Source organism: Erwinia sp. 198 (genome assembly GCF_003937915.1).
In the GTDB taxonomy this organism is placed as follows: Bacteria; Pseudomonadota; Gammaproteobacteria; order Enterobacterales; family Enterobacteriaceae; genus Erwinia; species Erwinia aeris.
Genome location: NZ_RHUM01000017.1, coordinates 25,543 through 49,477, shown reverse-complemented (window position 1 = coordinate 49,477; position 23,935 = coordinate 25,543). Strand labels below are relative to the sequence as shown.

General features: G+C 56.1%; 22 protein-coding genes. 19 read left to right on the top strand and 3 right to left on the bottom strand.

The features are described from left to right. The first annotated feature begins 9 nt into the window (after nt 1-9). From EGK14_RS19675 to flgL, 4 genes are all read left to right on the top strand, one after another. Nucleotides 10-1,107, top strand: a complete 1,098-nt coding sequence (locus tag EGK14_RS19675; RefSeq protein WP_125290782.1) for a flagellar basal body P-ring protein FlgI — start codon at nt 10-12, stop codon at nt 1,105-1,107. Then, on the top strand, nt 1,107-2,066 hold the full coding sequence (gene flgJ, locus EGK14_RS19670) for a flagellar assembly peptidoglycan hydrolase FlgJ (protein WP_125290781.1): 960 nt from the start codon (nt 1,107-1,109) through the stop codon (nt 2,064-2,066). Before EGK14_RS19675 ends, flgJ begins: the two co-directional genes overlap by 1 nt. 116 nt (nt 2,067-2,182) lie before the next feature. Next, a complete protein-coding gene (gene flgK, locus EGK14_RS19665; RefSeq protein WP_125290780.1) occupies nt 2,183-3,835 on the top strand; it encodes a flagellar hook-associated protein FlgK in 1,653 nt (550 codons plus the stop codon). 20 nt (nt 3,836-3,855) lie between these two features. Continuing rightward, the gene (gene flgL / locus EGK14_RS19660) at nt 3,856-4,821 is read left to right on the top strand and encodes a flagellar hook-associated protein FlgL (protein WP_125290779.1); all 966 of its coding nucleotides are present in this window, start codon (nt 3,856-3,858) and stop codon (nt 4,819-4,821) included. Nucleotides 4,822-4,918: 97 nt separating this feature from the next. Here the strand turns inward: flgL and EGK14_RS19655 are convergent, their stop codons facing one another. Next, complete coding sequence (locus tag EGK14_RS19655) at nt 4,919-5,491, bottom strand: flavin reductase family protein (protein ID WP_125290778.1); 573 nt, start codon at nt 5,489-5,491, stop codon at nt 4,919-4,921. A 543-nt stretch (nt 5,492-6,034) separates the two neighbouring features. Continuing rightward, complete coding sequence (rne, locus tag EGK14_RS19650; RefSeq protein ID WP_125290777.1) at nt 6,035-9,820, bottom strand: ribonuclease E; 3,786 nt, start codon at nt 9,818-9,820, stop codon at nt 6,035-6,037. A gap of 569 nt (nt 9,821-10,389) precedes the next feature. On the opposite strand from rne, the gene rluC reads away from it, so the two are divergent. After that, on the top strand, nt 10,390-11,352 hold the full coding sequence (gene rluC / locus EGK14_RS19640) for a 23S rRNA pseudouridine(955/2504/2580) synthase RluC (RefSeq protein ID WP_125290812.1): 963 nt from the start codon (nt 10,390-10,392) through the stop codon (nt 11,350-11,352). A 438-nt stretch (nt 11,353-11,790) separates the two neighbouring features. Here rluC and EGK14_RS19635 read toward each other — a convergent pair whose 3' ends face one another. Then, a complete protein-coding gene (locus EGK14_RS19635) occupies nt 11,791-12,375 on the bottom strand; it encodes a nucleoside triphosphate pyrophosphatase (protein ID WP_125290776.1) in 585 nt (194 codons plus the stop codon). Nucleotides 12,376-12,517: 142 nt separating this feature from the next. Between EGK14_RS19635 and yceD the strand changes: the two genes are divergently transcribed. The 14 genes from yceD (at nt 12,518) to holB (ending at nt 23,921) form a co-directional block, all read left to right on the top strand. Next, nucleotides 12,518-13,039, top strand: coding sequence for a 23S rRNA accumulation protein YceD (yceD, locus tag EGK14_RS19630; RefSeq protein ID WP_125290775.1), 522 nt, complete (start codon nt 12,518-12,520; stop codon nt 13,037-13,039). Nucleotides 13,040-13,053: 14 nt separating this feature from the next. Then, a complete protein-coding gene (rpmF, locus tag EGK14_RS19625) occupies nt 13,054-13,224 on the top strand; it encodes a 50S ribosomal protein L32 (protein WP_013025362.1) in 171 nt (56 codons plus the stop codon). Between the two features lie 23 nt (nt 13,225-13,247). After that, nucleotides 13,248-14,279: a phosphate acyltransferase PlsX gene (gene plsX / locus EGK14_RS19620; RefSeq protein ID WP_125290774.1), complete on the top strand. Its 1,032-nt coding sequence runs from the start codon at nt 13,248-13,250 to the stop codon at nt 14,277-14,279. Between the two features lie 6 nt (nt 14,280-14,285). Beyond that, entirely contained in the window at nt 14,286-15,239 is a 954-nt protein-coding gene (locus tag EGK14_RS19615) for a beta-ketoacyl-ACP synthase III (protein ID WP_125290773.1), read from the top strand. Nucleotides 15,240-15,255: 16 nt separating this feature from the next. After that, entirely contained in the window at nt 15,256-16,185 is a 930-nt protein-coding gene (fabD, locus tag EGK14_RS19610) for an ACP S-malonyltransferase (protein WP_125290772.1), read from the top strand. Between the two features lie 13 nt (nt 16,186-16,198). Then, nucleotides 16,199-16,933, top strand: coding sequence for a 3-oxoacyl-ACP reductase FabG (gene fabG, locus EGK14_RS19605; RefSeq protein ID WP_125290771.1), 735 nt, complete (start codon nt 16,199-16,201; stop codon nt 16,931-16,933). Nucleotides 16,934-17,087: 154 nt separating this feature from the next. Further along, the gene (gene acpP, locus EGK14_RS19600; protein WP_004157115.1) at nt 17,088-17,324 is read left to right on the top strand and encodes an acyl carrier protein; all 237 of its coding nucleotides are present in this window, start codon (nt 17,088-17,090) and stop codon (nt 17,322-17,324) included. Nucleotides 17,325-17,412: 88 nt separating this feature from the next. Next, on the top strand, nt 17,413-18,654 hold the full coding sequence (fabF, locus tag EGK14_RS19595; protein ID WP_125290770.1) for a beta-ketoacyl-ACP synthase II: 1,242 nt from the start codon (nt 17,413-17,415) through the stop codon (nt 18,652-18,654). A 505-nt stretch (nt 18,655-19,159) separates the two neighbouring features. After that, nucleotides 19,160-19,861, top strand: a complete 702-nt coding sequence (locus EGK14_RS19590) for a hypothetical protein (RefSeq protein WP_125290769.1) — start codon at nt 19,160-19,162, stop codon at nt 19,859-19,861. Continuing rightward, nucleotides 19,854-20,279 (top strand): hypothetical protein, encoded by a 426-nt coding sequence (locus tag EGK14_RS19585; RefSeq protein ID WP_125290768.1) that lies wholly within the window; start codon nt 19,854-19,856, stop codon nt 20,277-20,279. The genes EGK14_RS19590 and EGK14_RS19585 overlap by 8 nt, the downstream gene beginning before the upstream one ends. Nucleotides 20,280-20,487: 208 nt before the next feature. Next, nucleotides 20,488-21,300, top strand: coding sequence for an aminodeoxychorismate lyase (gene pabC / locus EGK14_RS19580; RefSeq protein ID WP_125290767.1), 813 nt, complete (start codon nt 20,488-20,490; stop codon nt 21,298-21,300). Further along, nucleotides 21,297-22,316, top strand: coding sequence for an endolytic transglycosylase MltG (mltG, locus tag EGK14_RS19575; protein WP_125290766.1), 1,020 nt, complete (start codon nt 21,297-21,299; stop codon nt 22,314-22,316). The genes pabC and mltG overlap by 4 nt, the downstream gene beginning before the upstream one ends. Next, nucleotides 22,306-22,938, top strand: coding sequence for a dTMP kinase (gene tmk, locus EGK14_RS19570; RefSeq protein ID WP_125290765.1), 633 nt, complete (start codon nt 22,306-22,308; stop codon nt 22,936-22,938). The genes mltG and tmk overlap by 11 nt, the downstream gene beginning before the upstream one ends. Continuing rightward, nucleotides 22,935-23,921 (top strand): DNA polymerase III subunit delta', encoded by a 987-nt coding sequence (gene holB, locus EGK14_RS19565; RefSeq protein ID WP_125290764.1) that lies wholly within the window; start codon nt 22,935-22,937, stop codon nt 23,919-23,921. Before tmk ends, holB begins: the two co-directional genes overlap by 4 nt. The last annotated feature ends 14 nt before the right edge of the window (nt 23,922-23,935 follow it).

Genomic DNA, 23,935 nt, shown 5'->3' with positions numbered 1-23,935 from the left:
GAGGTTAAAATGCGTAAGATTATTCGATTCACCCTGCTGCTGCTGACTGCGGTCAGCGCATTTGCCCACGCCGATCGCATTCGCGATTTGACCACGGTTGGCGGCGTACGCGACAACTCCCTGATCGGGTACGGTCTGGTTGTCGGGCTGGATGGATCCGGTGACCAGACTACCCAGACGCCGTTTACCACGCAAAGTCTGAACAACATGCTGTCGCAGCTGGGCATTACCGTGCCCAGCGGCACCAACATGCAGCTGAAAAACGTCGCGGCGGTTATGGTCACGGGCAAGCTGCCTGCCTTTGGCCGTCAGGGCCAGGTGATCGACGTGGTGGTGTCTTCTATGGGTAACGCCAAAAGCCTGCGCGGCGGCACGCTGCTGATGACCCCGCTGAAAGGCGTGGATAATCAGGTTTATGCGCTGGCACAGGGCAATATCCTGGTGGGCGGCGCGGGCGCTTCTGCCGGCGGCAGCAGCGTCACGGTTAACCAGGTGAACGGCGGCCGCATCACCGGCGGCGCGACTATCGAACGCGAACTGCCGAACAGCTTCGGCGCGTCTAACGTGATCAACCTGTTCCTGAATGAAGAAGACTTCAGCATGGCACAACGTATCGCTGACGCAATTAACGGCCGTTACGGCTCGGCCCAGGCGCTGGATGGTCGTACCGTGCAGGTGCAGGTTTCTGCTAATGGCACCTCTCAGGTTCGCCTGCTGGCCGATATTCAGAACATCGATATTTCCGTGCCGATTCAGGATGCAAAAGTGATTATCAACTCGCGCACCGGCTCGGTGGTGATGAACCGTGAAGTGATGCTCAGCTCCTGCGCTATCGCTCAGGGCAACCTGTCGGTCACGGTTAACCAGCAGCAGAACGTCAGCCAGCCGAACACGCCGTTCGCGGGCGGCCAGACCACGGTCACGCCGCAAACGCAGATTGACCTGCGCCAGAGCGGCGGCGCGCTGCAAAGCGTAAACGCCAGCGCCAATCTGAACAGCGTTGTTCGTGCCCTGAACGCCTTAGGCGCTACGCCGATCGACCTGATGTCCATCCTGCAATCAATGCAGAGTGCGGGCTGCCTGCACGCCAAACTGGAAATTATCTGATGAGCAACGCCCAGTCTCTGATGGGAGCCGCCTACGACAGCGGCTCACTGAACAACCTGAAACGCCAGGCCAGCAATGACCCGAAAGCGCATGCGCGGGAAGTCGCTAAACAGGTAGAAGGGATGTTTGTGCAAATGATGTTGAAAAGTATGCGCCAGGCGCTGCCGCAGGATGGCCTGCTGAGCACCGAACAGACGCGGCTTTATACCTCAATGTACGACCAGCAGATTGGGCAGGAAATCGCCTCAAAAGGCCTTGGCCTGGCCGACATGATGGTCAAGCAGATGGAACAGGCGCAGGCGCCCGATGAGAAAGCGGGCACCGTGCCGATGAGGCTGGATAAAGACTTTATCAACACGCTGCCGCCGCTGGCGATGGCGATGCAAACAGAGCAGGAGCGGATCGTTCGTCAGGCCGTACCGCGCCTGCCTGCTTCGCCGGACAGGCCGCTCAGCGGCGACAGCGCTGACTTTATCGCCAAACTGTCGCAGCCGGCGAAAGAAGTCAGCGCCGGCACCGGTATTCCTCATCACCTGATCCTGGCGCAGGCCGCGCTGGAGTCTGGCTGGGGCCAGCGGCAGATCATGACCGCAGAAGGCAAGCCAAGCTTTAACCTTTTCGGCATTAAGGCGACGGGCAGCTGGCAGGGCAAAACCACCGAAATCACCACCACCGAATATGAGCACGGCGAAGCGAAAAAGGTGAAAGCCAAATTCCGCGTTTATGACTCCTATTTCGACGCGTTGAGCGACTACGTGAAGCTGATTGCCAACAACCCGCGTTACCAGGCGGTAACCACGGCGGCAACGCCGGAGCAGGGCGCGCAGGCGCTGCAGGCGGCGGGCTACGCCACCGATCCGAAGTATGCGCAGAAGCTGGTGGGAATGATCCAACAATTCAAGAACATGGGCGAGAAAGTAGTGAAAGCCTATAGCCAGGATATTGGCGATTTGTTCTGATTTTCCGCTCAAGTTTGCCTTATTTTTGCCGATAACGTTTAAAAGCCGGTTCCGCATCAGCGCATGCCGGCAACCGATTGTAATGCCGGCCCGTGCTGGAGCAATAAGGAACCGACATGTCTAACTTAATTAACACCGCTATGACCGGTATCAACGCCGCTTCGGCCGCGCTGAGCACCACCAGTAACAACATCAGCAATTACAACGTTGCTGGCTATTCACGTCAGACTACGGTTCTTGCCCAGGCAAGCAGCACGCTGAACGGCACGCAGTATTATGGCAACGGCGTGGCGGTGGCCAGCGTCAACCGCGAATACGATGCCTTTATTACCAACCAGCTGCGCAGTGCCAGCACGCAGTCCAGCGCGCTGAGCACGCAGTACAGCCAGCTGTCCAACATTGACGATATGTTTTCCAGCACCACCAATACGCTGTCGACCACCGTGCAGGATTTCTTCTCATCGCTGCAAACGCTGGTCAGCAACGCCTCCGACTCGTCTTCGCGTCAGGCGGTATTGGGTAAGGCTGACGGTCTGGTTAACCAGTTCAGGGTTACGGATACCTATTTACGTAACGTAGACAGCAGCCTGAGCACCTCGATCACCTCCAGCGTCGATCAGATCAACGGTTTCGCTAAGCAGATCGCCAATATTAACCAGCAGATCACCAAGCTGAAAGGCGCGGGTGCAGGCAACGAGCCTAACGATCTGATGGATCAGCGCGATCAGCTGGTCAGCGATCTGAACAAAATCGTCGGCGTAACCGTCAGTCAGCAGGACGGCGGCAGCTATAACATCAGCATCGGCAACGGTATTTCGCTGGTGCAGGGCGACAGCTACAGCAAGCTGGCTTCCGTTTCTGCCAGCAGCGATCCGAGCCGTAAAACTATCGCTATGGTGGATAACACCAGCGGTAAGGCGACGGAAATCCCGGAAAGCCTGGTGACCACCGGCTCGCTGGGCGGCCTGCTGGCTTTCCGCACCGATCTGGATAATACCCGTAACCAGCTTGGCCAGATGGCGATGGCGCTGGGCGACAGCTTCAATACCCAGCATAAAGCGGGCTATGACAGCAACGGCGACGCGGGCGAGGCCTTCTTTAACCTCGGCGGCCCGTCGGTGACGTCCAACACCAATAACAGCAAAACGGCTTCGCTTTCGGCGGCCTGGACCGATACCAGCGCGGTAAAAGCGTCTGATTATAAGGTGAGCTACGACACCAACGGCTGGAGCGTAAAGCGTCTTTCCGACAACGCCAGCGTCTCCGCGAACCCGTCTACGGACGCCAGCGGCAATACCACGCTGAACTTTGATGGCCTGCAGCTGACGGTATCCGGTACGCCAACGGCGAAGGACAGCTTCCTGGTGAAGCCGGTCGCCAACGTTATCACCAATATGAGCGTCAATATCACCGACGAAGCTAAAGTCGCCGCTGGCGATGCCGATAATGGAGTGAGCAACAACAAAAATGCTCAGTCGCTGCTGGATTTGCAAACCAAAAAAGTGATCGGCGGCAGCAGCACGGTAACGCAGGGCTACGCCAGCATGGTTGCCTCTATCGGTAACAAAACCAGCAACCTGCAAACGACCAGCACTACGCAGGGCAACGTGGTGACGCAGCTGACCAATCAGCAGCAGTCCGTTTCCGGCGTGAACCTGGACGAAGAGTACGGCAACCTGACGCGCTATCAGCAGTATTACACGGCCAACGCGCAAATTTTGCAGACCGCCACGACCATATTTAACGCGCTGATTGGCGCCGTAAGCTGATTCCTCAGAAGGATAAAATCATGCGTTTAAGCACCACAATGATTTATGACCAGCAAATGCGCGGCATTTCTGATTCGCAGGCCAGCTGGCTGAAGTCAGGCGAACAGTTATCGACCGGCAAACGCGTGGTCAGGCCCTCGGACGATCCGGTCGCGGCGGCCCAGGCCGTTGTGCTGTCTCAGGCTCAGGCCGAGACCAGCCAGTACAAAACGGCGCGTAACTTCGCCACCAGCAGCCTGTCGCAGGAAGCCACCAGTCTGTCGCAGGTGACCAGCGTGATCACCCAGGCGCAAACGGCGGTAGTGGCCGCTTCAACCGGCACGCTGTCGGACGAAGACCGCTCGACTTATGCCACCACGCTCACCAGCCTGCGCGATCAGCTGATGAACCTGGCGAACTCTACGGACGGTAACGGCCGCTATATTTTTGCCGGTTACAAGTCCGATACGGCGCCTTTCACGCAGGATGCCAGCGGCAACGTCGCCTACAGCGGCGGCGATACCGCTATCAGCCAGAAAGTGGATGCCAGCCGCACCATGACCACCAGCCATACCGGCAGCCAGGTCTTTACCTCGCTGACCAGCAATGCGGTGGCGGAGCCGGACGGCAGCGCCAGTGAAAGCAATATTTTCACCACGCTGAACACGGCGATTAACTCGCTGAAGCAGCCGCTGGCGAATGCGGACGGCGCGACCAAAGATGCGGCGGCAGCGGATATGGCTAAGGCCAACCGCGGCCTGCGTAACTCCATGAACAACGTGCTGAAAGTTCAGTCCGAAGTGGGTACGCAGCTGAGCGAGCTGGACAGCATCGAAGCGAAATCTGACGATACCGCGCTGAGCCAGGCGACCCAGATGAGTAATCTGGTAGATGCCGATTACACCAGCACGATTTCGTCTTACACCATGAAGCAGGCTGCGCTGCAGGCGTCTTATAAAGTGTTCAGCTCCATGTCACAGATGTCGCTGTTTAAAATGAATTCTTAGGTTTACCCATTTGGACGCGCTTAAACCGGGTGCGTCCGTTTTTTCCCCGTCTTCAGATTAACCTCCTGACGACGGGTTTTTTTTGCCCGTTTTTAGCTTATTCCACCACCAGCGACCTGCCGGTAGTATAGAAATGTTTGCCGGCAATATAGTGCAGGCTACGCCACTCATCGCCCGTTTCTTCAAAGTGCCAGTGACCTTCTCTGAACACCCGGCTGTCAGCCCAGGCGCTTTTAATTTCTCCGATAAATAAATCATGATCCTGCTGATTTTGTTCAAGCGGAATAAGATGACAAAAAAGCCAGGCGGCACAGCCTGCTACCAGCGGCGGCGCAACTTCCGGCATGGAGAAAAGATCCACGCCCGATTTTAACAGCTTATCCTGCTCGTGATGGCGTGAATGGGTGCCCAAATAATGCACAAGGTCGGCCTGCGCTGCGGTGGGAACCTGGATAACAAACTGACCGCTGGCTTCAATCAGGCGGCGGGTAAAGGCGCTTTTATCAAGCACCACCGTTAATTTTGCCGGTTTGAAATCCAGCCCACACGCCCAGGCGGCGGACATCACGTTTTCGACGCCTTCATGTGTTGCCGACACCAGGATTGTTGGGCCGTGATTGATCAGCCGATAAGCCTTTTCGAGTTCAACAGGTTGAAAAAAAGCATCCATAAATAGTCTCCTTTGAAATGGGTAAATAAAGCTGAGCGTGGCGGCGGGGTATTATAATGCCGGATGGCGTCCCGTCGGCGCACTAACGGCTTCCGGTAACAAAGCCACATGTAAAACAGTCGCTTCTACATGCCATTTGCCGACAATCTGCCTGTTAACAGGCATCCCTTCGCTGTCCGTACCAAAAGGAAGCGACACGCCGGGACGTTAAGCGACACCGTCGCCCTCCTGCAGGCAGGCTGCGTCAACGCTTTGCCCCGCAATAATAAACTGTTCAACGCCATGTTTATGAGCAGGAAAGGGCAGCACTTACGCTATCAGCACGTCATAGCGTAAAAAATCGGCAAAGCCATCGCGCAGCCGTCCGGCTGGCCTGATCCCGACCGGGGCCGAAAACCGAGCGTTTGGCGCGGAGAATTACTGTCAAAAATAGTGATTGATGGCGGAGAAGCGGCGCATATCGCACGGCCGGGATCGTTTTGCGTCAGCGCAGGCAAAAAAAAGCCCCGGTCACTGACCGGGGCTTTTTATCAGCATTGCTGCTTACTCAGGGCGGGTAGCCGGAGCCGTCGCCTGATGCGTAGCGGCATGACCACCTGCGGCACCTTTGCCTTCAAAGTTGAAGGAAGGACGCACCCAGTCGCTGTTGCGAGCAGGTTCTGCCTGGTACTCAGGCGCTGGCGCTTTGGTCATCGGTGCCGTGGCATGATGTTTAAAGGCCGGCGCGGCAACTTCAGGCTGCGCTTTTTCAGCAACGGCTGCTGTTGACGCCGGTGCTGCAGCCTGTGGAGCTGCTTCAGCAGGTGCCTGAGGGCGCGCTGGCGCGGCGGAAGCAACACGCGGTGCTTCAGCCTGTGCTGCTGGCGCTGCGGCTTCAGCCTGAACCGGAGCCTCTGACTGAGCAACTGGCGCTGCTTCAGCCTGAACCGGAGCTTCAGTCTGCGCTGCTGGCGCTGCGGCTTCAGCCTGAACCGGAGCTTCAGTCTGCGCTGCTGGCGCTGCGGCTTCAGCCTGGGCCGGATCCTCGGTCTGCGCTGCCGGCGCTGCGGCTTCAGCCTGGGCCGGAGCCTCGGTCTGCGCTGCTGGCGCTGCGGCTTCAGCCTGGGCCGGAGCCTCGGTCTGCGCTGCTGGCGCTGCGGCTTCAGCCTGTGCGGATGCAGAAGCAGGCTCGTCGCGACCGGCAACCGGCGCATGCGGCTCGGAAGCCACTACGTCGGCTTTGACCTCTGGCGCGTTAAGCACCTCAGCTACCTGCTGCTCTGTCTGCTCGCTGACATCAGCGGCGAAAGCCCGATCGACAGCTTCGCTTTCCGCTGGTTCCGCCGTCGGGAAGGCGGCCTGTGCAACCTCTTTCGCGACTTCTTCGTCAGCGGCGGAGATAACGGCAGGTTCTTCATTCACCGGCGCAGCAATCGCAGCGTTATCGGTTACGGCTGTCGGCGCTACGGCAGCAGCGATTTCAGCCGGTGTTGTTGGCTCAACAGACTGTGGCTCAGCGATATGTACCGGCTGCGCTTCGTCCTGTACGTCCTGCGGCAGGCTTTCAGCGGCCGCTACGGCAACGGCTGCGGCCGTCTCTTCGTGGCCGTAATCCGGTACTACCGACTGCTCAATCTCATGGTTATCAGAGATATGGGCTACCGGATAGGAGACCCATACTTTGCCTGAAGCCATTTCCGGGGAAGCGGCGGCAAAGGTCAGCGGCATCGGCGACTGGTTTGGATAACGCTCGTCACGATAGCGACGGCGACGCTGGCCGCTAACGCGCAGATGACGCGGTGAACGACGTGAACGACGCGGCATGCTGTTGGTGTCGCGCTCCTCCTCGTCGGCTTCCACGATATCCACCGCTTCGGTCAGGGCTGGCTGCTGTTCTTCAGCTGGCGCGGCTTCTTCCGGCGCGAAAGAGCGGGCTGCGGTCTGCTCAGCCGTCTCGATACGCACTTTCTGGCTCAGCTGGCGCGGCTTACGACGCGGCATTACCTGAACCTGCTCTTCACCCTGTTCAGCAGCGACAGCAGCTTCTTCTGGCTGTGCGCTTTCAACTTTTTCTTCCTGAGCGGCCAGGCGTTTTTCTTCCTGACGGCGTTTGCGCTCGGCGCGCTGTTCACGGCGTTGCTGCTGCTGCTCTTCACGCTGCTGGTTGCGAACTTCTTCACTGACTGGCGCATCTTCCTGCGGCGCAACGTTGCGTTTGTTGCGACGATTCTCTTCGCGGGCTTCCGCCTGCGGATCGCTGTCGCGCACCATGCGCTCGTTACGGTTGCTGTTGCGATTGTTACGCTCGCCGTTGCGGTCATTGCGGTCGCCGTTGCGGTCGTTACGCTCGCCGTTGCGGTCGTTACGTTCGCCGCTGCGGTCGCCGCTGCGGTCGTTGCGTTCGCCGTTGCGGTCGTTACGTTCGTTGCGTTCGCCATTGCGTTCGCTACGATCACCGTAACGATCGCCATTGTTGCGGTCACGACGGTTATTCTGACGGCGGTTGTTACGACGCTCGCTGCGCGGCGGGGTCGCTTCCGGCGCTTTCTCTTCTTCCACCACCACGGCGGCAGGCTGAGGCTGTTCGGCTGGCTTCTCTTCGGCAGCGAACATCTTCTTCAGGCCACGCAGGAAGCGGCCGACCAGGCCCGGCTCGTTAGCCGCAGGCGCGGCAGCAGGCTGAGCGACGGCAGCAGGCTCGACTGGCGCTTCTGGTTCCGGCTCGTGCGGCACAGGCGGCGCATCCGGCATTACAAACGCGGCCAGAGCCGGTTGCTCAGGGCGTTTGCGCTCGGCGTGCTCCTCTTCCGAAGGCAGCGCCATTTCGGCTTCATGCAGCTTAGGCAGATGATAGCTGAGGGTCTGCGTCTCTTCGCCGCTACGCACGCGCAGCACGGAGTAGTGCGGTGTCTGCATCTGATCGTTAGGCACGATAATCGCGCGCACGCCGCCCTGGCGTTTTTCAATAGCGCTTACCGCTTCACGTTTTTCATTAAGCAGATAGGACGCGATCTGTACCGGGACAATAGCGTGGACTTCTTTAGTGTTCTCTTTCAGCGCTTCTTCTTCAATCAAACGCAGAATAGAAAGCGACAGCGATTCGTTATCACGGATGGTGCCGGTGCCGCTACAGCGAGGGCAAACGTGATGACTGGATTCGCCCAGCGACGGGCTAAGGCGCTGACGCGACATCTCCAGCAGGCCGAAACGCGAGATATGGCTAATCTGGATACGAGCGCGATCCTGGCGCACGGCTTCACGCAGGCGATTTTCTACCGCGCGCTGGTGGCGAACCGGCGTCATATCGATAAAGTCGATAACAATCAGGCCGCCAAGGTCGCGCAGGCGCAGCTGGCGGGCAATTTCATCCGCCGCTTCCAGATTGGTATTAAAGGCGGTTTCTTCGATATCGCCGCCGCGGGTAGCGCGCGCGGAGTTGATATCGATAGCGGTCAGCGCTTCGGTGGAATCGATAACGATAGAGCCGCCGGAAGGCAGACGCACTTCACGCTGGAAGGCCGACTCGATTTGCGATTCGATTTGGTAATGGCTGAACAGCGGGATTTCGCCGGTGTACAGCTTGATTTTGCTGCTGAAATCGGGACGACCCAGCGCGGCGATATGCTGGCGAGCCAGCTCCAGCACTTTCGGGTTATCAATAAGGATTTCGCCGATATCCTGGCGCAGATAGTCGCGGAAGGCGCGAACGATAACGTTGCTTTCCTGATGGATCAGGAAGGGGGCAGGGCGGCTGTCGGCAGCCTTTTTAATCGCCTCCCAGTGCTTCATGCGGAAGCTTAAATCCCACTGCAGCGCTTCGGCGGATTTGCCAACGCCTGCGGTACGCACGATCAGACCCATGCCTTCCGGGAGATCCAGCGCGGAAAGCGCTTCTTTCAGCTCGGTACGGTCATCGCCTTCGATACGGCGGGAAATCCCGCCCGCGCGCGGATTGTTCGGCATCAGCACCAGGTAGCTGCCGGCCAGACTAATAAAGGTGGTCAACGCCGCGCCTTTATTGCCGCGCTCTTCTTTATCGATCTGAACAATCACTTCCTGACCTTCACGCAGCACGTCTTTGATATTAGGACGGCCATGAGAGGAATAGTTGGCAGGAAAGTTTTCGCGGGAGATTTCTTTCAGAGGGAGAAAACCGTGTCTCTCAGCGCCGTAGTCAACGAAGGCGGCTTCAAGGCTGGGTTCGATGCGGGTAATTTTACCTTTATAGATGTTGGCTTTCTTCTGTTCGTGTCCTGGGCTTTCGATATCCAGATCGTACAGACGCTGTCCGTCTACAAGGGCGACACGCAACTCCTCCTGTTGAGTTGCGTTGATCAACATTCTTTTCATCGTAACTTACTCATTATTCTTACATTAGTGACAAAGCTACGGGCATAGTAACGCTGGACGCGTCTAAACCGATGGCCCCGTGTCTCATCGCAAAGCCGTCAACCTCCCGGTTGTCGCCAGCTCAAGGGGCGCAAATCTCGGTAGCCTGCTTTTCAACTGGAAAAACAGCGCGTTTATAAAGAGGGATAACCACCAGTGGTACCAGAGTGAACCTGTCCCGTCTTGTCGTCCAGGCTGCAACCCGCAGCCCGCTAAATGCCTGATTGCACAATACGTCTTACGCCATTGCTGCGTGTATGTACGATCCGGCAAAATTCTTATAACGCTATTCTCTTGTTTCACATGCGTTGAGCCAGTAAAACGGAATCATTATTCCACTGCTAAGCTTGTGATAGCAAGGTGACTTTTCCCGCTCTGCGAAGTTTATTCCAGCTTTTAAAACGATTTGCAGCGCTTTTCAGCAAATTGCCGAAAAAACAGGCATAAACCTTCTGCGGCAGAGGTCCCTGTCAGTTAAGCACAGAAAAAGAAGTGGCGCTATGCTGACGCTCTATTTAGAATCGCCAACCATGAAAACCAATACTCCTGCAGTTCAAATTGTGACTATCGCCGCCGATGACGCGGGGCAGCGCATCGATAATTTTTTACGCACGCAGCTAAAAGGCGTGCCGAAAAGCATGATTTATCGCATTTTGCGCAAGGGCGAAGTGCGGGTAAATAAAGGACGCATTAAGCCGGAATACAAGCTGGAAGCCGGGGATGAAGTGCGTATTCCACCGGTTCGGGTCGCAGAACGCGAAGAAGCGGCCGTTTCGCCAAAGCTGGATAAAGTGGCCGCGCTGGCGAACGCTATCGTTTATGAAGACGATTATATCCTGGTGATGAATAAGCCCTCAGGCACCGCCGTTCACGGCGGCAGCGGGCTAAGCTTCGGCGTAATCGAGGGCCTGCGGGCGCTGCGTCCGGAGGCACGCTTCCTGGAGCTGGTGCACCGTCTGGATCGCGATACCTCTGGTATCCTGCTGGTCGCAAAAAAACGTTCCGCGCTGCGTTCGCTGCATGAACAGCTGCGTGAAAAGGGGATGCAGAAAGATTACCTGGCGCTGGTGCGCGGCTCGTGGCCTTCCCATGTAAAGGCGGTACAGGCGCCGCTGCTGAAAAACATTTTGCAAAGCGGCGAGCGAGTAGTGCGGGTAAGCAGCGAAGGCAAGCCTTCTGAAACGCGTTTCAAAGTTGAAGAGCGCTATGAAAAGGCGACGCTGGTCAAAGCCAGCCCCATTACCGGGCGAACGCACCAGATCCGCGTACACACGCTGCATGCGGGGCATCCGATTGCCTTTGACGATCGCTACGGCGAAAGAGATTTCGATGCGCAGCTGGCGGGAACGGGTCTGAAAAGGCTGTTTTTGCACGCTGCTGCGCTCCGGTTCACCCATCCGAACAGCGGAGAAGTGATGCGCGTGGAGGCGCCGCTGGATGATGAGCTTAAGCACTGCCTGGCCGTATTGCGAAAAACCTCTCCGGCGAAGTGATCTTGAATGCCGTATTGTTCGACATTGGGCATGGACGAACGGCATCAGTAAAGGCAGGTCATAGCCAGTTCTGGCGATCGTCAGCGGTAAGGACGGTTCGCCAGTGAGAGACAACGGACGATCGTATGTCCTGAATACTATACCTTCAATAAATTAGTGATAAATTGCAGGCCCTGTTTTTAAGCGATTCCTCCCTGGCGCTACGCTAAGGCTAATGGCGGGAGGCGCTATGCAGATAAGCGAACCGAGCGTATCAGGGATGACGTTTTTGCGAGTCCCGGATCCGGATAGCCCCTTCGCTTCCTTACCAGGCTGAAGCGACTTAGCCCATGGGGAATTATGCATAGCCTTAAACCTTCTGGCCTGGGCTGAACGACGTACCCGCTTCCATAGCCTCAAAATTTCTGCCCCGCCTGAAGCAGCCGTGCCGACATGGAGCTAACCTGCCAGCGGATCCATTCCCGCCTCGCGCAGCATTTCGCAAAGCGCGATTAGCGGCAGCCCGATCAGCGTATTAGGATCGCGGCCCGTTAATCTGTCGAACAGCGTAATGCCTAATCCTTCGCTCTTAAAGCTGCCCGCACAGCCCAAGGGCTGCTCTTTGCGAACATAATTAATAATCTCCTGCTCCGTTAATAATCTGAAATCCACGCTGAAAGGTTCGCAGATCGCCTTTATGCGATTGACTCGGCTATTAAAAAGCGCAAGGCCGGTATAAAAAATCACGCTATGACCGCTGGCCTGGCGTAGCTGCTCGCAGGCTTTCTCTTCCGTATGCGGTTTTCCGGTTATTTTACCGTCTATTACGCAAACCTGGTCGGAGCCTATAATCAAATGGTCAGGATAGCTTTCCGCCAGCGCGCGAGCCTTCTGGACGGCAAGGCGCTGTACCAAATCTATCGCAGATTCGCCGGGCTGCGGCGTTTCATCCACCTCCGGCGCCGCGGTAATAAAAGCGAGGCCCAGTTTCTCAAGCAAGGCTTTTCTGAAAGGGGAGGTTGAAGCCAGAACCAGCTGTGTCATAATTTTTTCCGGAATAGATAGCGCAGGAGTGCAGGACATTTTAAACTATGCGCCGCACTGGTTGCGAATAATGGGTGAAAGATGCTGTTAAACGGCCTTTTTCTTTGACTCTATCTCGTTACAAAGTTAATATGCGCGCCCTATGCAAAAGGTAAAATTACCCCTGACTCTCGATCCGGTTCGCACCGCTCAGAAACGCCTGGATTACCAGGGCGTTTACACCCCTGAACAGGTGGAGCGTCTTGCCGAATCGGTAGTGAGTGTGGATAGCGATGTAGAATGTTCGATGTCGTTCGCAATCGACAATCAGCGTTTAGCCGTGCTGAAAGGCACTGCGGCGGTCTCCGTTACGCTGTGTTGTCAACGCTGCGGCCAGAACTTTCCGCATTCTGTCCACGTAACGTATTGCTTCAGCCCAATCGTTAATGACGAGCAGGCGGAGGCACTGCCGGAAGCGTACGAGCCGGTCGAAGTCAACGAGTTTGGCGAAATCGACCTGCTGGCGGTGGTGGAAGATGAAGTTATCCTCGCCCTGCCGGTCGTTCCGGTGCATGATTCTGAACACTGTGAAGTGTCCGAGGCGGACATGGTCTTTGGCAAGTTGCCTGCAGAGGCGGAAAAACCAAACCCATTTGCCGTATTAGCCAGTTTAAAGCGTAAGTAATAGGAGTAAGGTCCATGGCCGTACAACAGAATAAACCAACCCGTTCCAAACGTGGCATGCGTCGTTCACACGATGCGCTGACCACTGCCACTCTTTCCGTAGATAAAGTTTCTGGCGAAACGCATCTGCGTCACCACATCACTGCGGATGGTTACTACCGCGGTCGCAAGGTCATCGTTAAGTAATTCACGGCCCAGCCGGCGATACTTTGACACGTTTGACCCTGGCGATTGATGCCATGGGCGGGGACTTCGGTCCCTGCGTGACAGTGCCTGCGGCAATGCAGGCACTGGCGTCCGATCCGCAGCTACATCTTCTTCTGGTCGGCGATCCCGACACACTCACGTCATTACTCGCAAAAGCTGATTCCGCGCTCCGGGAACGTCTACAAATTATTCCTGCCGAGTCGGTTATTGCCAGTGATGCCAGACCGGCACAGGCTATTCGCCATAGCCGGGGTTCCTCAATGCGCGTGGCGCTTGAGCTGGTAAAAGAAGGCCAGGCCGACGCCTGCGTCAGCGCAGGCAATACCGGCGCGCTGATGGGGCTGGCTAAGCTCATGCTCGGATCGTTAAACGGTATCGAGCGTCCGGCGCTAATGACCGTGCTGCCCAACGTACAGGCCGGCAAAACGGTGCTGCTGGATTTAGGCGCTAACGTGAATTCCGATAGCGCGATGCTGGTGCAATTCGCCATAATGGGCGCGGTCATGGCGGAAGAAGTGCTGGCCATCAGCCGACCACGCGTTGCGCTGCTGAATATTGGGCAGGAAGAAACCAAAGGCCTGGAAACGATTCGGGACGCCGCAGGTATTCTGCGTGACGCGCCGGAAATTAACTATATTGGATACCTCGAAGGCAACGAACTCCTTACCGGGAAAACGGACGTCCTTGTGTGCGATGGCTTTATCGGCAACGTCACGTTAAAGACAATGGAAGGCGTGGTCAGAGTGTTTCTTTCGCTGTTGCAATCGCAAGAAGGTAAAAAAAGGGCCTGGTGGCTGTCGCTGCTGGGGCGTTTGCTGAAAAAACGCCTGGCTAAGCGCTTCGGTCATCTTAATCCCGACCAGTACAATGGCGCCTGCCTGTTAGGGCTACGCAAAACCGTGGTAAAAAGCCACGGCGGCGCCAGCCAGCGCGCATTTGTTGCGGCGATAGAACAGGCAGAGCAGGCGGTGCGGCGGCAACTTCCGGAAAGGATTGCCGCCCGCCTTGAAACTGTATTACCTAAGAGTGACTGAGCGGACATGTATACAAAGATTATCGGTACGGGCAGCTATTTGCCTGAACAGGTGCGGACTAACGCCGATCTGGAAAAAATGGTGGATACGTCGGACGAGTGGATTGTCACCCGTACCGGTATCCGTGAGCGCCGCATCGCTGCGCCCGACGAGACCGTGGCGACGATGGGTTTTCATGCCGCCGAGCGCGCGCTGGAAATGGCGGGTATCGATAAAGACGATATCGGCCTGATTGTGGTGGCGACGACCTCCTCCAGCCACGCCTTCCCAAGCTCCGCCTGTATGATCCAGCAAATGCTGGATATCAAAGATGCCGCCTCTTTCGATCTGGCGGCGGCCTGTGCCGGCTTCACCTACGGCCTGAGCGTCGCTGACCAGTACATTAAAAACGGTGCGGTAAAAAATGCGCTGGTGATTGGTTCTGACGTGCTGGCGCGTATGCTCGATCCTGAGGATCGCGGCACGATCATTCTGTTCGGCGACGGCGCGGGCGCCGTGGTGCTTGGCGCCAGCGAAGAGCAGGGCATCATTTCCACCCATCTGCACGCCGACGGCCGCTACGGCCAGCTGTTGACGCTGGCTAACCAGGATCGCGAGAATCAGGCACAGCCTTCTTACGTCACCATGGCCGGCAACGAAGTCTTCAAAGTTGCCGTGACCGAGCTGGCGCATATCGTTGAAGAAACGCTGCAGGCCAATAACCTCGAGCGTGAAGCGATTGACTGGCTGGTGCCGCACCAGGCCAACCTGCGTATTATCAGCGCTACCGCGCGCAAGCTGGGCATGGAAATGGATAAGGTCGTGGTCACGCTCGATCGTCACGGCAACACCTCTGCCGCCTCTGTGCCGACCGCGCTGGATGAAGCGGTGCGCGATGGCCGCATCAAGCCAGGCCAGCTTATTCTGCTGGAAGCCTTTGGCGGCGGTTTCACCTGGGGCTCGGCGCTGGTTCGTTTTTGATTAACAGGATATAACAATGACGCAATTTGCTATGGTTTTTCCAGGTCAGGGGTCGCAGACCGTGGGTATGCTGGCCGAACTGGCGGCAGAAAACGCGCTGGTAGAACAGACGTTTCGCGAAGCTTCCGACGCGCTGGGTTACGATCTGTGGGCGCTGGTGCAAAATGGCCCTGCTGAAGAACTGAACAAAACCTGGCAGACGCAGCCCGCTTTGCTGGCCGCATCTGTTGCTATTTTCCGCGTTTGGCAGGAAAAAGGCGGATCTCAGCCTGCAATGCTGGCAGGACACAGCCTGGGCGAGTATAGTGCGCTGGTTTGCGCAGGCGTAATCGACTTCAAAGAAGCGATCAAGCTTGTCGAACTGCGCGGCAAACTGATGCAGGAAGCGGTGCCGGCAGGCACGGGCGCCATGCAGGCCATTATCGGTCTGGACGACGCGGCTATCGCTAAAGCCTGCGAAGAGTCGGCGCAGGGCGAAGTTGTTTCTCCGGTGAACTTTAACTCGCCGGGTCAGGTTGTTATCGCGGGCAACAAAGCGGCCGTAGAACGCGCTGGCGCAGCCTGTAAAGCCGCTGGCGCAAAACGTGCGCTGCCGCTGCCGGTCAGCGTCCCGTCGCACTGCGCGCTGATGAAGCCCGCCGCGGACAAGCTGGCCGTTGCGCTGGAGGCGATTGCCTTTAGCGCGCCAACCGTGCCGGTGGTCAACAACGTGGATGTTAAGTGCGAAACGTCGCCTGAAGCAATCCGCAGCGCGCTGATCCGCCAGCTCTATAGCCCGGTTCGCTGGACCGAATGCGTAGAGTTCATGGCGCAGCAGGGCGTTACGTCGCTGCTGGAAGTAGGGCCAGGCAAAGTGCTGACCGGCCTGACGAAACGAATTGTAGACACCCTGACGGCAACGGCGATCGGCGATCCGGCCAGCCTGTCAGCGGCGGTCGAGCAGTAAAAAGAGGATGAAGATGAGCTTCGAAGGAAAAATTGCGCTGGTGACCGGCGCGAGCCGCGGCATTGGCCGTGCGATTGCAGAAACCCTGGTCGCGCGTGGCGCGAAGGTAATTGGTACCGCCACCAGCCAGAGCGGTGCGGATGCAATCAGCGCTTATCTGGGCAGCAATGGCAAAGGCCTGCTGCTGAATGTTACCGACAGCGCGTCTATTGACGAAGTGTTGGGAAATATTCGTGCAGAATTTGGCGAAGTGGACATTTTAGTCAATAATGCTGGCATTACGCGTGATAATCTTCTGATGCGTATGAAGGACGACGAGTGGCAGGATATCCTGGATACTAATCTGACTTCCGTATTCCGCCTGTCAAAAGCGGTAATGCGCGCTATGATGAAAAAACGCGTGGGCCGAATTATTACCATTGGCTCCGTTGTTGGAACAATGGGTAATGCGGGTCAGGCAAACTACGCGGCAGCAAAAGCGGGTTTGATCGGCTTCAGCAAGTCACTGGCGCGTGAAGTCGCGTCACGTGGTATTACCGTTAACGTTGTGGCTCCCGGTTTCATTGAAACCGACATGACGCGTGCGCTGACTGAAGAGCAGCGTGCGGGCATCCTGGCGGAAGTGCCGGCGGGTCGCTTAGGCGGCGCGCAGGAAATCGCCAGTGCCGTTGCATTTTTAGCCTCTGACGAGGCGGCGTACATCACCGGTGAGACGCTGCACGTCAACGGCGGAATGTATATGGTCTGATAATCGCGAAAACTATTTGCGTTATTTGCGGTAATGCCCGCAAAATAGCGTAAATTCGTGGTTTGACCAGCCGGGATTTAGTTGCATCTTTTTCAACATTTTATACACTACGAAAACCATCGCGAAAGCGAGTTTTGATAGGAAATTTAATAGTATGAGCACTATCGAAGAACGCGTTAAGAAAATCATTGGCGAGCAGCTTGGCGTTAAGCAGGAAGAAGTTGTTAACACTGCCTCTTTTGTAGAAGATCTGGGCGCTGATTCTCTTGATACCGTTGAGCTGGTAATGGCTCTGGAAGAAGAGTTTGATACCGAGATTCCGGACGAAGAAGCTGAGAAAATCACTACCGTTCAGGCTGCTATTGATTACATCAATGGTCACCAGGCGTAAGTGAGCATCTCCAGGCGGTCGCTCGACCGCCTGAGTTTTATCTGTAGTCCCCACTGATTTTCTTTTATCCCCTCCCTGGAGGACGAACGTGTCTAAGCGTCGTGTAGTTGTGACCGGTCTTGGCATGTTGTCTCCTGTCGGCAATACCGTAGAGTCTACCTGGAATGCTCTTGTTGCCGGTCAGAGTGGCATCAGCCCGATCGACCATTTTGAAACCAGTGCCTACGCAACGCGTTTTGCTGGCTTAGTAAAGGATTTCAACTGCGAGGAGTTTATCTCGCGTAAAGATCAGCGCAAGATGGACGCCTTCATTCAATACGGCGTTGTTGCTGGTATGCAGGCTATGCAGGATGCCGGTCTGGTCATTACTGACGAGAACGCGCACCGTATCGGCGCCGCTATCGGCTCCGGCATCGGCGGCCTTGGTCTGATAGAAGAAAACCATACCTCGCTGGTGAACGGTGGTCCGCGTAAAATCAGTCCTTTCTTTGTGCCTTCCACTATTGTGAACATGATTGCCGGTCATCTGACTATCATGTACGGCATGAAAGGGCCGAGCATTGCCATTTCTACCGCCTGTACTACCGGTGTGCATAACATTGGTCAGGCTGCGCGTATGATTGCCTACAACGACGCTGACGTCATGATTGCCGGCGGCGCAGAGAAAGGCAGTACGCCGCTGGGCATTGGCGGCTTCGGCGCGGCACGTGCGCTTTCTACCCGCAACGACAATCCTCAGGCGGCAAGCCGTCCGTGGGATAAAGACCGTGACGGCTTCGTGCTGGGCGACGGGGCAGGTATCGTCGTGCTGGAAGAATACGAACATGCTAAAAAACGCGGCGCGAAGATTTACGCCGAGCTGGTTGGCTTCGGCATGAGCAGTGATGCTTACCACATGACCTCGCCGCCGGAAAACGGCGCGGGCGCGGCGTTGGCAATGGAAAACGCCCTGCGCGATGCACAGCTGTCGCCGGAAAAAATCGGCTATATCAACGCACACGGCACCTCGACGTCTGCGGGCGATGTGGCAGAAGCGCAGGCTGTGAAATCCGTATTTGGCGCTGCGGCGTATGACGTAATGGTCAGCTCCACAAAATCCATGACCGGTCATCTGTTAGGCGCGGCGGGAGCAGTAGAATCCATCTACTCTATCCTTGCACTGCGCGATCAGGTCATTCCGCCAACCATCAATCTGGATAACCCGGATGAAGGTTGCGATCTGGATTTTGTGCCGCATACGGCGCGTCAGGTTAAAGGACTGGAGTACGCTCTGTGTAACTCCTTCGGGTTCGGCGGCACTAACGGCTCGCTGATCTTCCGTAAAATCTGATTGCCTGTTGTGATAAAAGGCCCGCAAATGCGGGCCTTTTTTGTCTGGATTCCACGCCTGTTTTAATTCATTCAGCATTTTAGATGTTTTTGGTACATCACGGTTACTCTGGAATCCGCAAATGTGGCCCTCTGCATTCGTTTGTTGATGCGGCGTCCGATGCACTCTGTATTAACCCGGCCGGCAGCAGGCAAGTACACTTAAACAGAAGTACAGTCTTCGAATCGGCTAAATTGTCACTCGCGCGGGGTTTTATACGCTTATCAAAGTGTCGCCTGTAGCTTACTGAGTCATTCAGGCCTGGCCGCCATTGCAGCGTACGCAGCCCTGTAATTTGACAAAATAAATAGTTTGCAGACAAACCAGCACCGCGCCGGGTGTGCTTGCGTAATTCCAGCCAAAATTTTCTACAGTGGGCTTGATTCTGAAAGGGAAAATAGTCGATGGAAGGGATGTGACTACCTGGTTATTATTTGGGCTACTTTGATGGAAAGGAGCGCCATAAATGAGTAAACGGCAAAATATAATTGACGGTCGCCAAAGTCATTTAAGATATGGTTTGATTTATACGGAAGTACCTGGATGGGTCGATCTCGGTCATGCGCAGGGTAGCGATATTAAAAGCCTGTTGAGAAAAATCGATAACGGAGAGCACTCAGGTCAGGCGTATTATGACGTTTCTTATTCACAGGCTATGGTTGACCCGACTCACTCTTACAGGACAGGTAAATTTATAACCTGGCGCATTAAGAAAGGGCGTTCTAATTCTGAACGGCAAAGTATTGCACTGGCAATGATGATGTCGCTGGCACGGAAATTTGAAGGTTTGCAGGCCTCGTTCCCGGTTAATCTTATGACGGATAGTGGATTTAGCGGGGAAGATTTGGTTTCAGATCTACTGGGGTTCTACCGCGTCATTTCCAGCCACGATGTTTTTCCAGCATTACGACCTGTAAGTAAGAAAGAGGCGCTCAGGCGTTGGGATCATTACGGCCCAATAGGATCCTTTAAAAACGATTCCTTTTTACCGCTTCTTTTCCCCGATCCTGAAAAATCCCCTAATGCCAGGCCGCATAAAGGTGTATTACCTGATTTTATGAACCGGGTCAGGCCGTGGGATGACTTTCATTCCGGGAAGGTCAGTATCGCTTCCGCTGATGGTTCGTACATTGATAAAGCAAAGGGAGGCACATTGCCCTATGCATAAATCGTTGAAGATACTTTGTCCTGTTTTTATAGTGGCTGTTGCCGCACTTGCCAGTACCTGGCCTTACATAAGGATGGAGTTTGCTGGTAGCGCACACTATACCGAACAGGATAAGCGTGAATACAATTTTTATACGCCTGATATCCTCAAAAAAATGCCGCGTATTTCCTGTCGCTATGACTTCGATTTTGCCAACATTACTGGCCCGGCAACGCACGTCTATGCAATAAAATTTTATGATACTGCGGATACTCACAGAGTTAATAATTATCTGGCTTCAGCCGGTTATAAGCAACAAAATGAATGTGATGCAGAGTCAGTGTGCTGGCGTGGCTCAGATCCTCTGGAAATAATTTATGTCGGGGTATTGAGGGGAGAAAAAACCGTCATTGTGCAGGTTGTTTACAATTTTACATAATGTTAGCCTGCCTGGCCTGAAAATGAGCATGAACATAAAGCAAAGGCTGTGAAGTTAAATTACTTATGTTGCAAAAGGTTATTTTTATTTGCAGGCCCGCAAATGCGGGCCTTTTTTGTTTTATCCCCATGTTACTTTAGCCGTTTAAAGGGACGTGAATCTACGCGAGGATGCAGGTAAGCTTGCGCGTAGCAAATAAGGAGAGCAGATGATCTGGATAAACGGTCAGCCTCAGGAGCATTTGTCCGTCAGGGACCGCGCCGTACAGTTTGGTGACGGCTGTTTTACTACGGCCCGTATAGAGCAGGGTGAAGTCTTCGACCTGCGCGCGCATCTTGAACGATTACAGCAGGCCTGCGAGCGCCTGCTAATCCGTGATGTTGACTGGCAAGCCCTGCGGCAGGAGATAAAGATAGCCGCCGCGACGCGTACAACCGGCGTGCTTAAAGTTATTATTTCCCGTGGTGTCGGCGGCCGTGGCTACAGCATCAGCGGCTGCCAGCAGGCTACACGCATCATTATGCTGTCGGACTATCCGACGCATTATCATCAGCTGCGTCAGACGGGCGTAAGGCTGGCGCTAAGCACCATCCGTTTGGGCCGCAATCCGCAGTTAGCCGGTATCAAGCATCTTAATCGCCTGGAACAGGTACTCATTCGCACAGAGCTTGAGCAGACCGGCGCTGACGAAGCGCTGGTTCTTGACACTCAGGGGCTGCTGGTGGAATGCTGTGCGGCAAATTTATTCTGGCGTAAAGGCGAGGAAGTGTTTACCCCCGACATGACGCAGGCCGGCGTAAACGGTATCCAGCGTCAGCGGGTGATGCGGCTGCTGGCCGCACAGGGTGTCAGAGTCAGTGAAGTCAGCGTACCGCCACAGATCCTCGAAGAAGCGGACGAAATTTTTATCACCAATGCGCTGATGCCAGTGCTGCCGGTAGTGGAGATAGACAACCGGTTTTATCGCTCAAGAACGTTGTTTAATCGAATCAATGAGCACGATTTTCAGGGAAATTTATGACAGTAAAACGCAAACTAGTCGGCGGGATCGTCGCGCTTGTTATCGCCGGTTTGGCTTTCAGCTACTGGCAAATTAAGCAGCTGGCCGGTTCGCCGCTCTCGATTAACCACGAGACGATTTTCACGCTTCCGGCCGGATCGGGCCGCGTGGTGCTGGAAGCCGAGCTGAACAGGCAAAAAATTATTCCGCATTCCATCTGGTTTGGCTGGCTGCTCAAGCTGGAGCCGGAGCTGGCCAATTTTAAAGCCGGTACCTATCGCTTTACGCAGGGTATGACGGTACGGCAGATGCTGGCGCTGCTCTCCAGCGGTAAAGAGGCGCAGTTTCCGATCCGGTTTATCGAAGGGTCGCGGATGCAGGAGTGGCTGGCGCAGCTGCGCGCAGCGCCCTATATCAAACACACGCTGGCTGACGATAAACTGACCACGCTGGGTCAGGCGCTGAAAATGTCGCCGCAAAACGTCGAAGGCTGGTTCTATCCCGACACCTATTCCTATACCGCCAATACCACGGACGTGGCGATCCTGGAGCGGGCTCACGGCCAGATGGTAAAAATCGTCGATACGCTGTGGCAGAACAAAGCCGACGGGCTGCCCTATAAAGACAAGAACGATTTGTTAACCATGGCGTCGATTGTGGAAAAAGAGACGGCGTTGGGCGAGGAGCGCAGCAAGGTCGCTTCGGTATTTATCAATCGTCTGCGGCTGGGAATGCGTTTGCAGACCGATCCGACGGTGATTTACGGCATGGGCGACAGCTATAAAGGCACGCTGACGCGCAAGGATCTGGAAACGCCGACGGCCTATAACACCTATGTCATTGCCGGAATGCCTCCGGGACCGATTGCCACGCCGGGCAAAGCCTCGCTGGAAGCCGCGGCGCATCCGGAAAAAACGGACTTCCTTTATTTTGTTGCGGACGGCAAAGGCGGACACGCTTTTACCACTAACCTGGCGAGCCACAATCGTGCGGTCCAGGCGTGGCGCCTGCTGCTCAAGGAAAAAAATGAAAAGTAATTTTATCGTTATCGAAGGGCTGGAAGGCGCGGGCAAAACGACCGCTCGGGATACCATCGTTGCGACGCTTAAACAGCACGGCATTGAGGATATCGTCTTTACCCGCGAACCGGGCGGCACGCCGCTGGCGGAAAAACTCCGCGAGTTGATCAAGCAGGGAATTGAAGGCGAGCAGATTACCGACCGCGCGGAGCTATTGATGCTTTACGCGGCGCGAGTACAGCTGGTGGAGAATGTCATTAAACCGGCGCTGGCGCGCGGTGCCTGGGTGGTCGGCGATCGCCACGATCTCTCTTCTCAGGCCTATCAGGGCGGCGGGCGAGGCATGGACATCCGTCTGATGGAGCAGCTGAAACAGAGTGTGCTGGGTGACTTCGCGCCTGATTTGACCCTCTATCTTGACGTGACGCCAGAAATCGGCCTGCAACGCGCCCGCTCGCGAGGCGCATTAGATCGTATCGAACAGGAGTCGCTGAACTTCTTTACCCGCACGCGTGAACGCTATCTGACGCTGGCCGCCGCGGACGAAAGCATTAAAACCATCGACGCCACGCAGGATATAGAGGGCGTCTCCGCCGCTATCCGACAGACGCTGGCGCAGTGGTTACAGGTACGGTCATGATCTGGTATCCGTGGCTTAATCAGCCTTACCGGCAGATCGTTGGCCAGCATCAGGCCGGACGCGGACACCACGCACTGCTGCTCCAGGCGTTGCCGGGCATGGGCGATGCCTCGCTGGTCTGGGGGATCAGCCGCTGGCTGATGTGCCAGCGCAGAGACGGGCTGAAAAGCTGCGGCGAGTGCCACGCCTGTCGTTTGATGCAGGCTCATACGCACCCGGACTGGTATGAACTGACGGCGGAAAAGGGCAAAAGCTCGCTGGGTATTGATGCGGTGCGCGGGGTCACGGAGAAGCTCTTCCATCATGCCCAGCAGGGCGGGGCAAAAGTGGTCTGGCTGCCCGATGCGGCTCAGCTGACGGAGGCCGCCGCTAACGCTCTGCTGAAAACGCTGGAAGAGCCGCCGGTTAACACCTGGTTTTTGCTCTGTTGCCAGCAGCCGTCACAGCTGCTCGCCACGCTGCGCAGCCGCTGTCAAAGCGTTCACCTGGCCGCGCCGGACGAGGCGCAAAGCCTGAGCTGGCTGCAAAAGCAGGCTGGCGCATCACCGCAGGATTGCCTGACCGCGCTGCGGCTAAGCGGCGGCGCGCCAGCAGCAGCGCAAACGCTGCTGGAAAAAAGCTGGGCGGCGCGGCAGGCGCTGTGCGAGGCGCTGCCGGGGGCGCTGCAAAAAGATATGCTATCCTTGCTGCCCGTTCTGAACCACGACGACGCGGCGGCGCGAACCGGCTGGCTCTGCGCCCTGCTGGTGGACGCGCTGAAATGGCAGCAGGGCGGCGGACGCTTTATCTCCAACGCCGACAGCCAGACGCTGGTAGCGGAGATTGCCCGTCAGCTACCGGCCAGCGCGCTGGATGAAAGCGTTCGGCAATGGTTTCTGTGCCGCGATCGTCTGCTGAACGTGGTGGCCGTAAACCGTGAACTCTTATTGACCGACCAGCTACTGGCATGGGAGCAAATGCTCCACGCTTCCGTGGTCGGCTAACGAACCAGAGAATA

Coding starts and splice junctions, on each gene's coding strand:
- holB (WP_125290764.1), top strand. CDS start 22,935: ATGATCTGGTATCCGTGGCTTAATCAGCCTTACCGGCAGATCGTTGGC.
- flgK (WP_125290780.1), top strand. CDS start 2,183: ATGTCTAACTTAATTAACACCGCTATGACCGGTATCAACGCCGCTTCG.
- flgJ (WP_125290781.1), top strand. CDS start 1,107: ATGAGCAACGCCCAGTCTCTGATGGGAGCCGCCTACGACAGCGGCTCA.
- flgL (WP_125290779.1), top strand. CDS start 3,856: ATGCGTTTAAGCACCACAATGATTTATGACCAGCAAATGCGCGGCATT.
- mltG (WP_125290766.1), top strand. CDS start 21,297: ATGACAGTAAAACGCAAACTAGTCGGCGGGATCGTCGCGCTTGTTATC.
- fabG (WP_125290771.1), top strand. CDS start 16,199: ATGAGCTTCGAAGGAAAAATTGCGCTGGTGACCGGCGCGAGCCGCGGC.
- EGK14_RS19635 (WP_125290776.1), bottom strand. CDS start 12,375: ATGACACAGCTGGTTCTGGCTTCAACCTCCCCTTTCAGAAAAGCCTTG.
- acpP (WP_004157115.1), top strand. CDS start 17,088: ATGAGCACTATCGAAGAACGCGTTAAGAAAATCATTGGCGAGCAGCTT.
- yceD (WP_125290775.1), top strand. CDS start 12,518: ATGCAAAAGGTAAAATTACCCCTGACTCTCGATCCGGTTCGCACCGCT.
- EGK14_RS19590 (WP_125290769.1), top strand. CDS start 19,160: ATGAGTAAACGGCAAAATATAATTGACGGTCGCCAAAGTCATTTAAGA.
- pabC (WP_125290767.1), top strand. CDS start 20,488: ATGATCTGGATAAACGGTCAGCCTCAGGAGCATTTGTCCGTCAGGGAC.
- EGK14_RS19585 (WP_125290768.1), top strand. CDS start 19,854: ATGCATAAATCGTTGAAGATACTTTGTCCTGTTTTTATAGTGGCTGTT.
- EGK14_RS19675 (WP_125290782.1), top strand. CDS start 10: ATGCGTAAGATTATTCGATTCACCCTGCTGCTGCTGACTGCGGTCAGC.
- EGK14_RS19615 (WP_125290773.1), top strand. CDS start 14,286: ATGTATACAAAGATTATCGGTACGGGCAGCTATTTGCCTGAACAGGTG.
- fabD (WP_125290772.1), top strand. CDS start 15,256: ATGACGCAATTTGCTATGGTTTTTCCAGGTCAGGGGTCGCAGACCGTG.
- rluC (WP_125290812.1), top strand. CDS start 10,390: ATGAAAACCAATACTCCTGCAGTTCAAATTGTGACTATCGCCGCCGAT.
- EGK14_RS19655 (WP_125290778.1), bottom strand. CDS start 5,491: ATGGATGCTTTTTTTCAACCTGTTGAACTCGAAAAGGCTTATCGGCTG.
- rpmF (WP_013025362.1), top strand. CDS start 13,054: ATGGCCGTACAACAGAATAAACCAACCCGTTCCAAACGTGGCATGCGT.
- tmk (WP_125290765.1), top strand. CDS start 22,306: ATGAAAAGTAATTTTATCGTTATCGAAGGGCTGGAAGGCGCGGGCAAA.
- rne (WP_125290777.1), bottom strand. CDS start 9,820: ATGAAAAGAATGTTGATCAACGCAACTCAACAGGAGGAGTTGCGTGTC.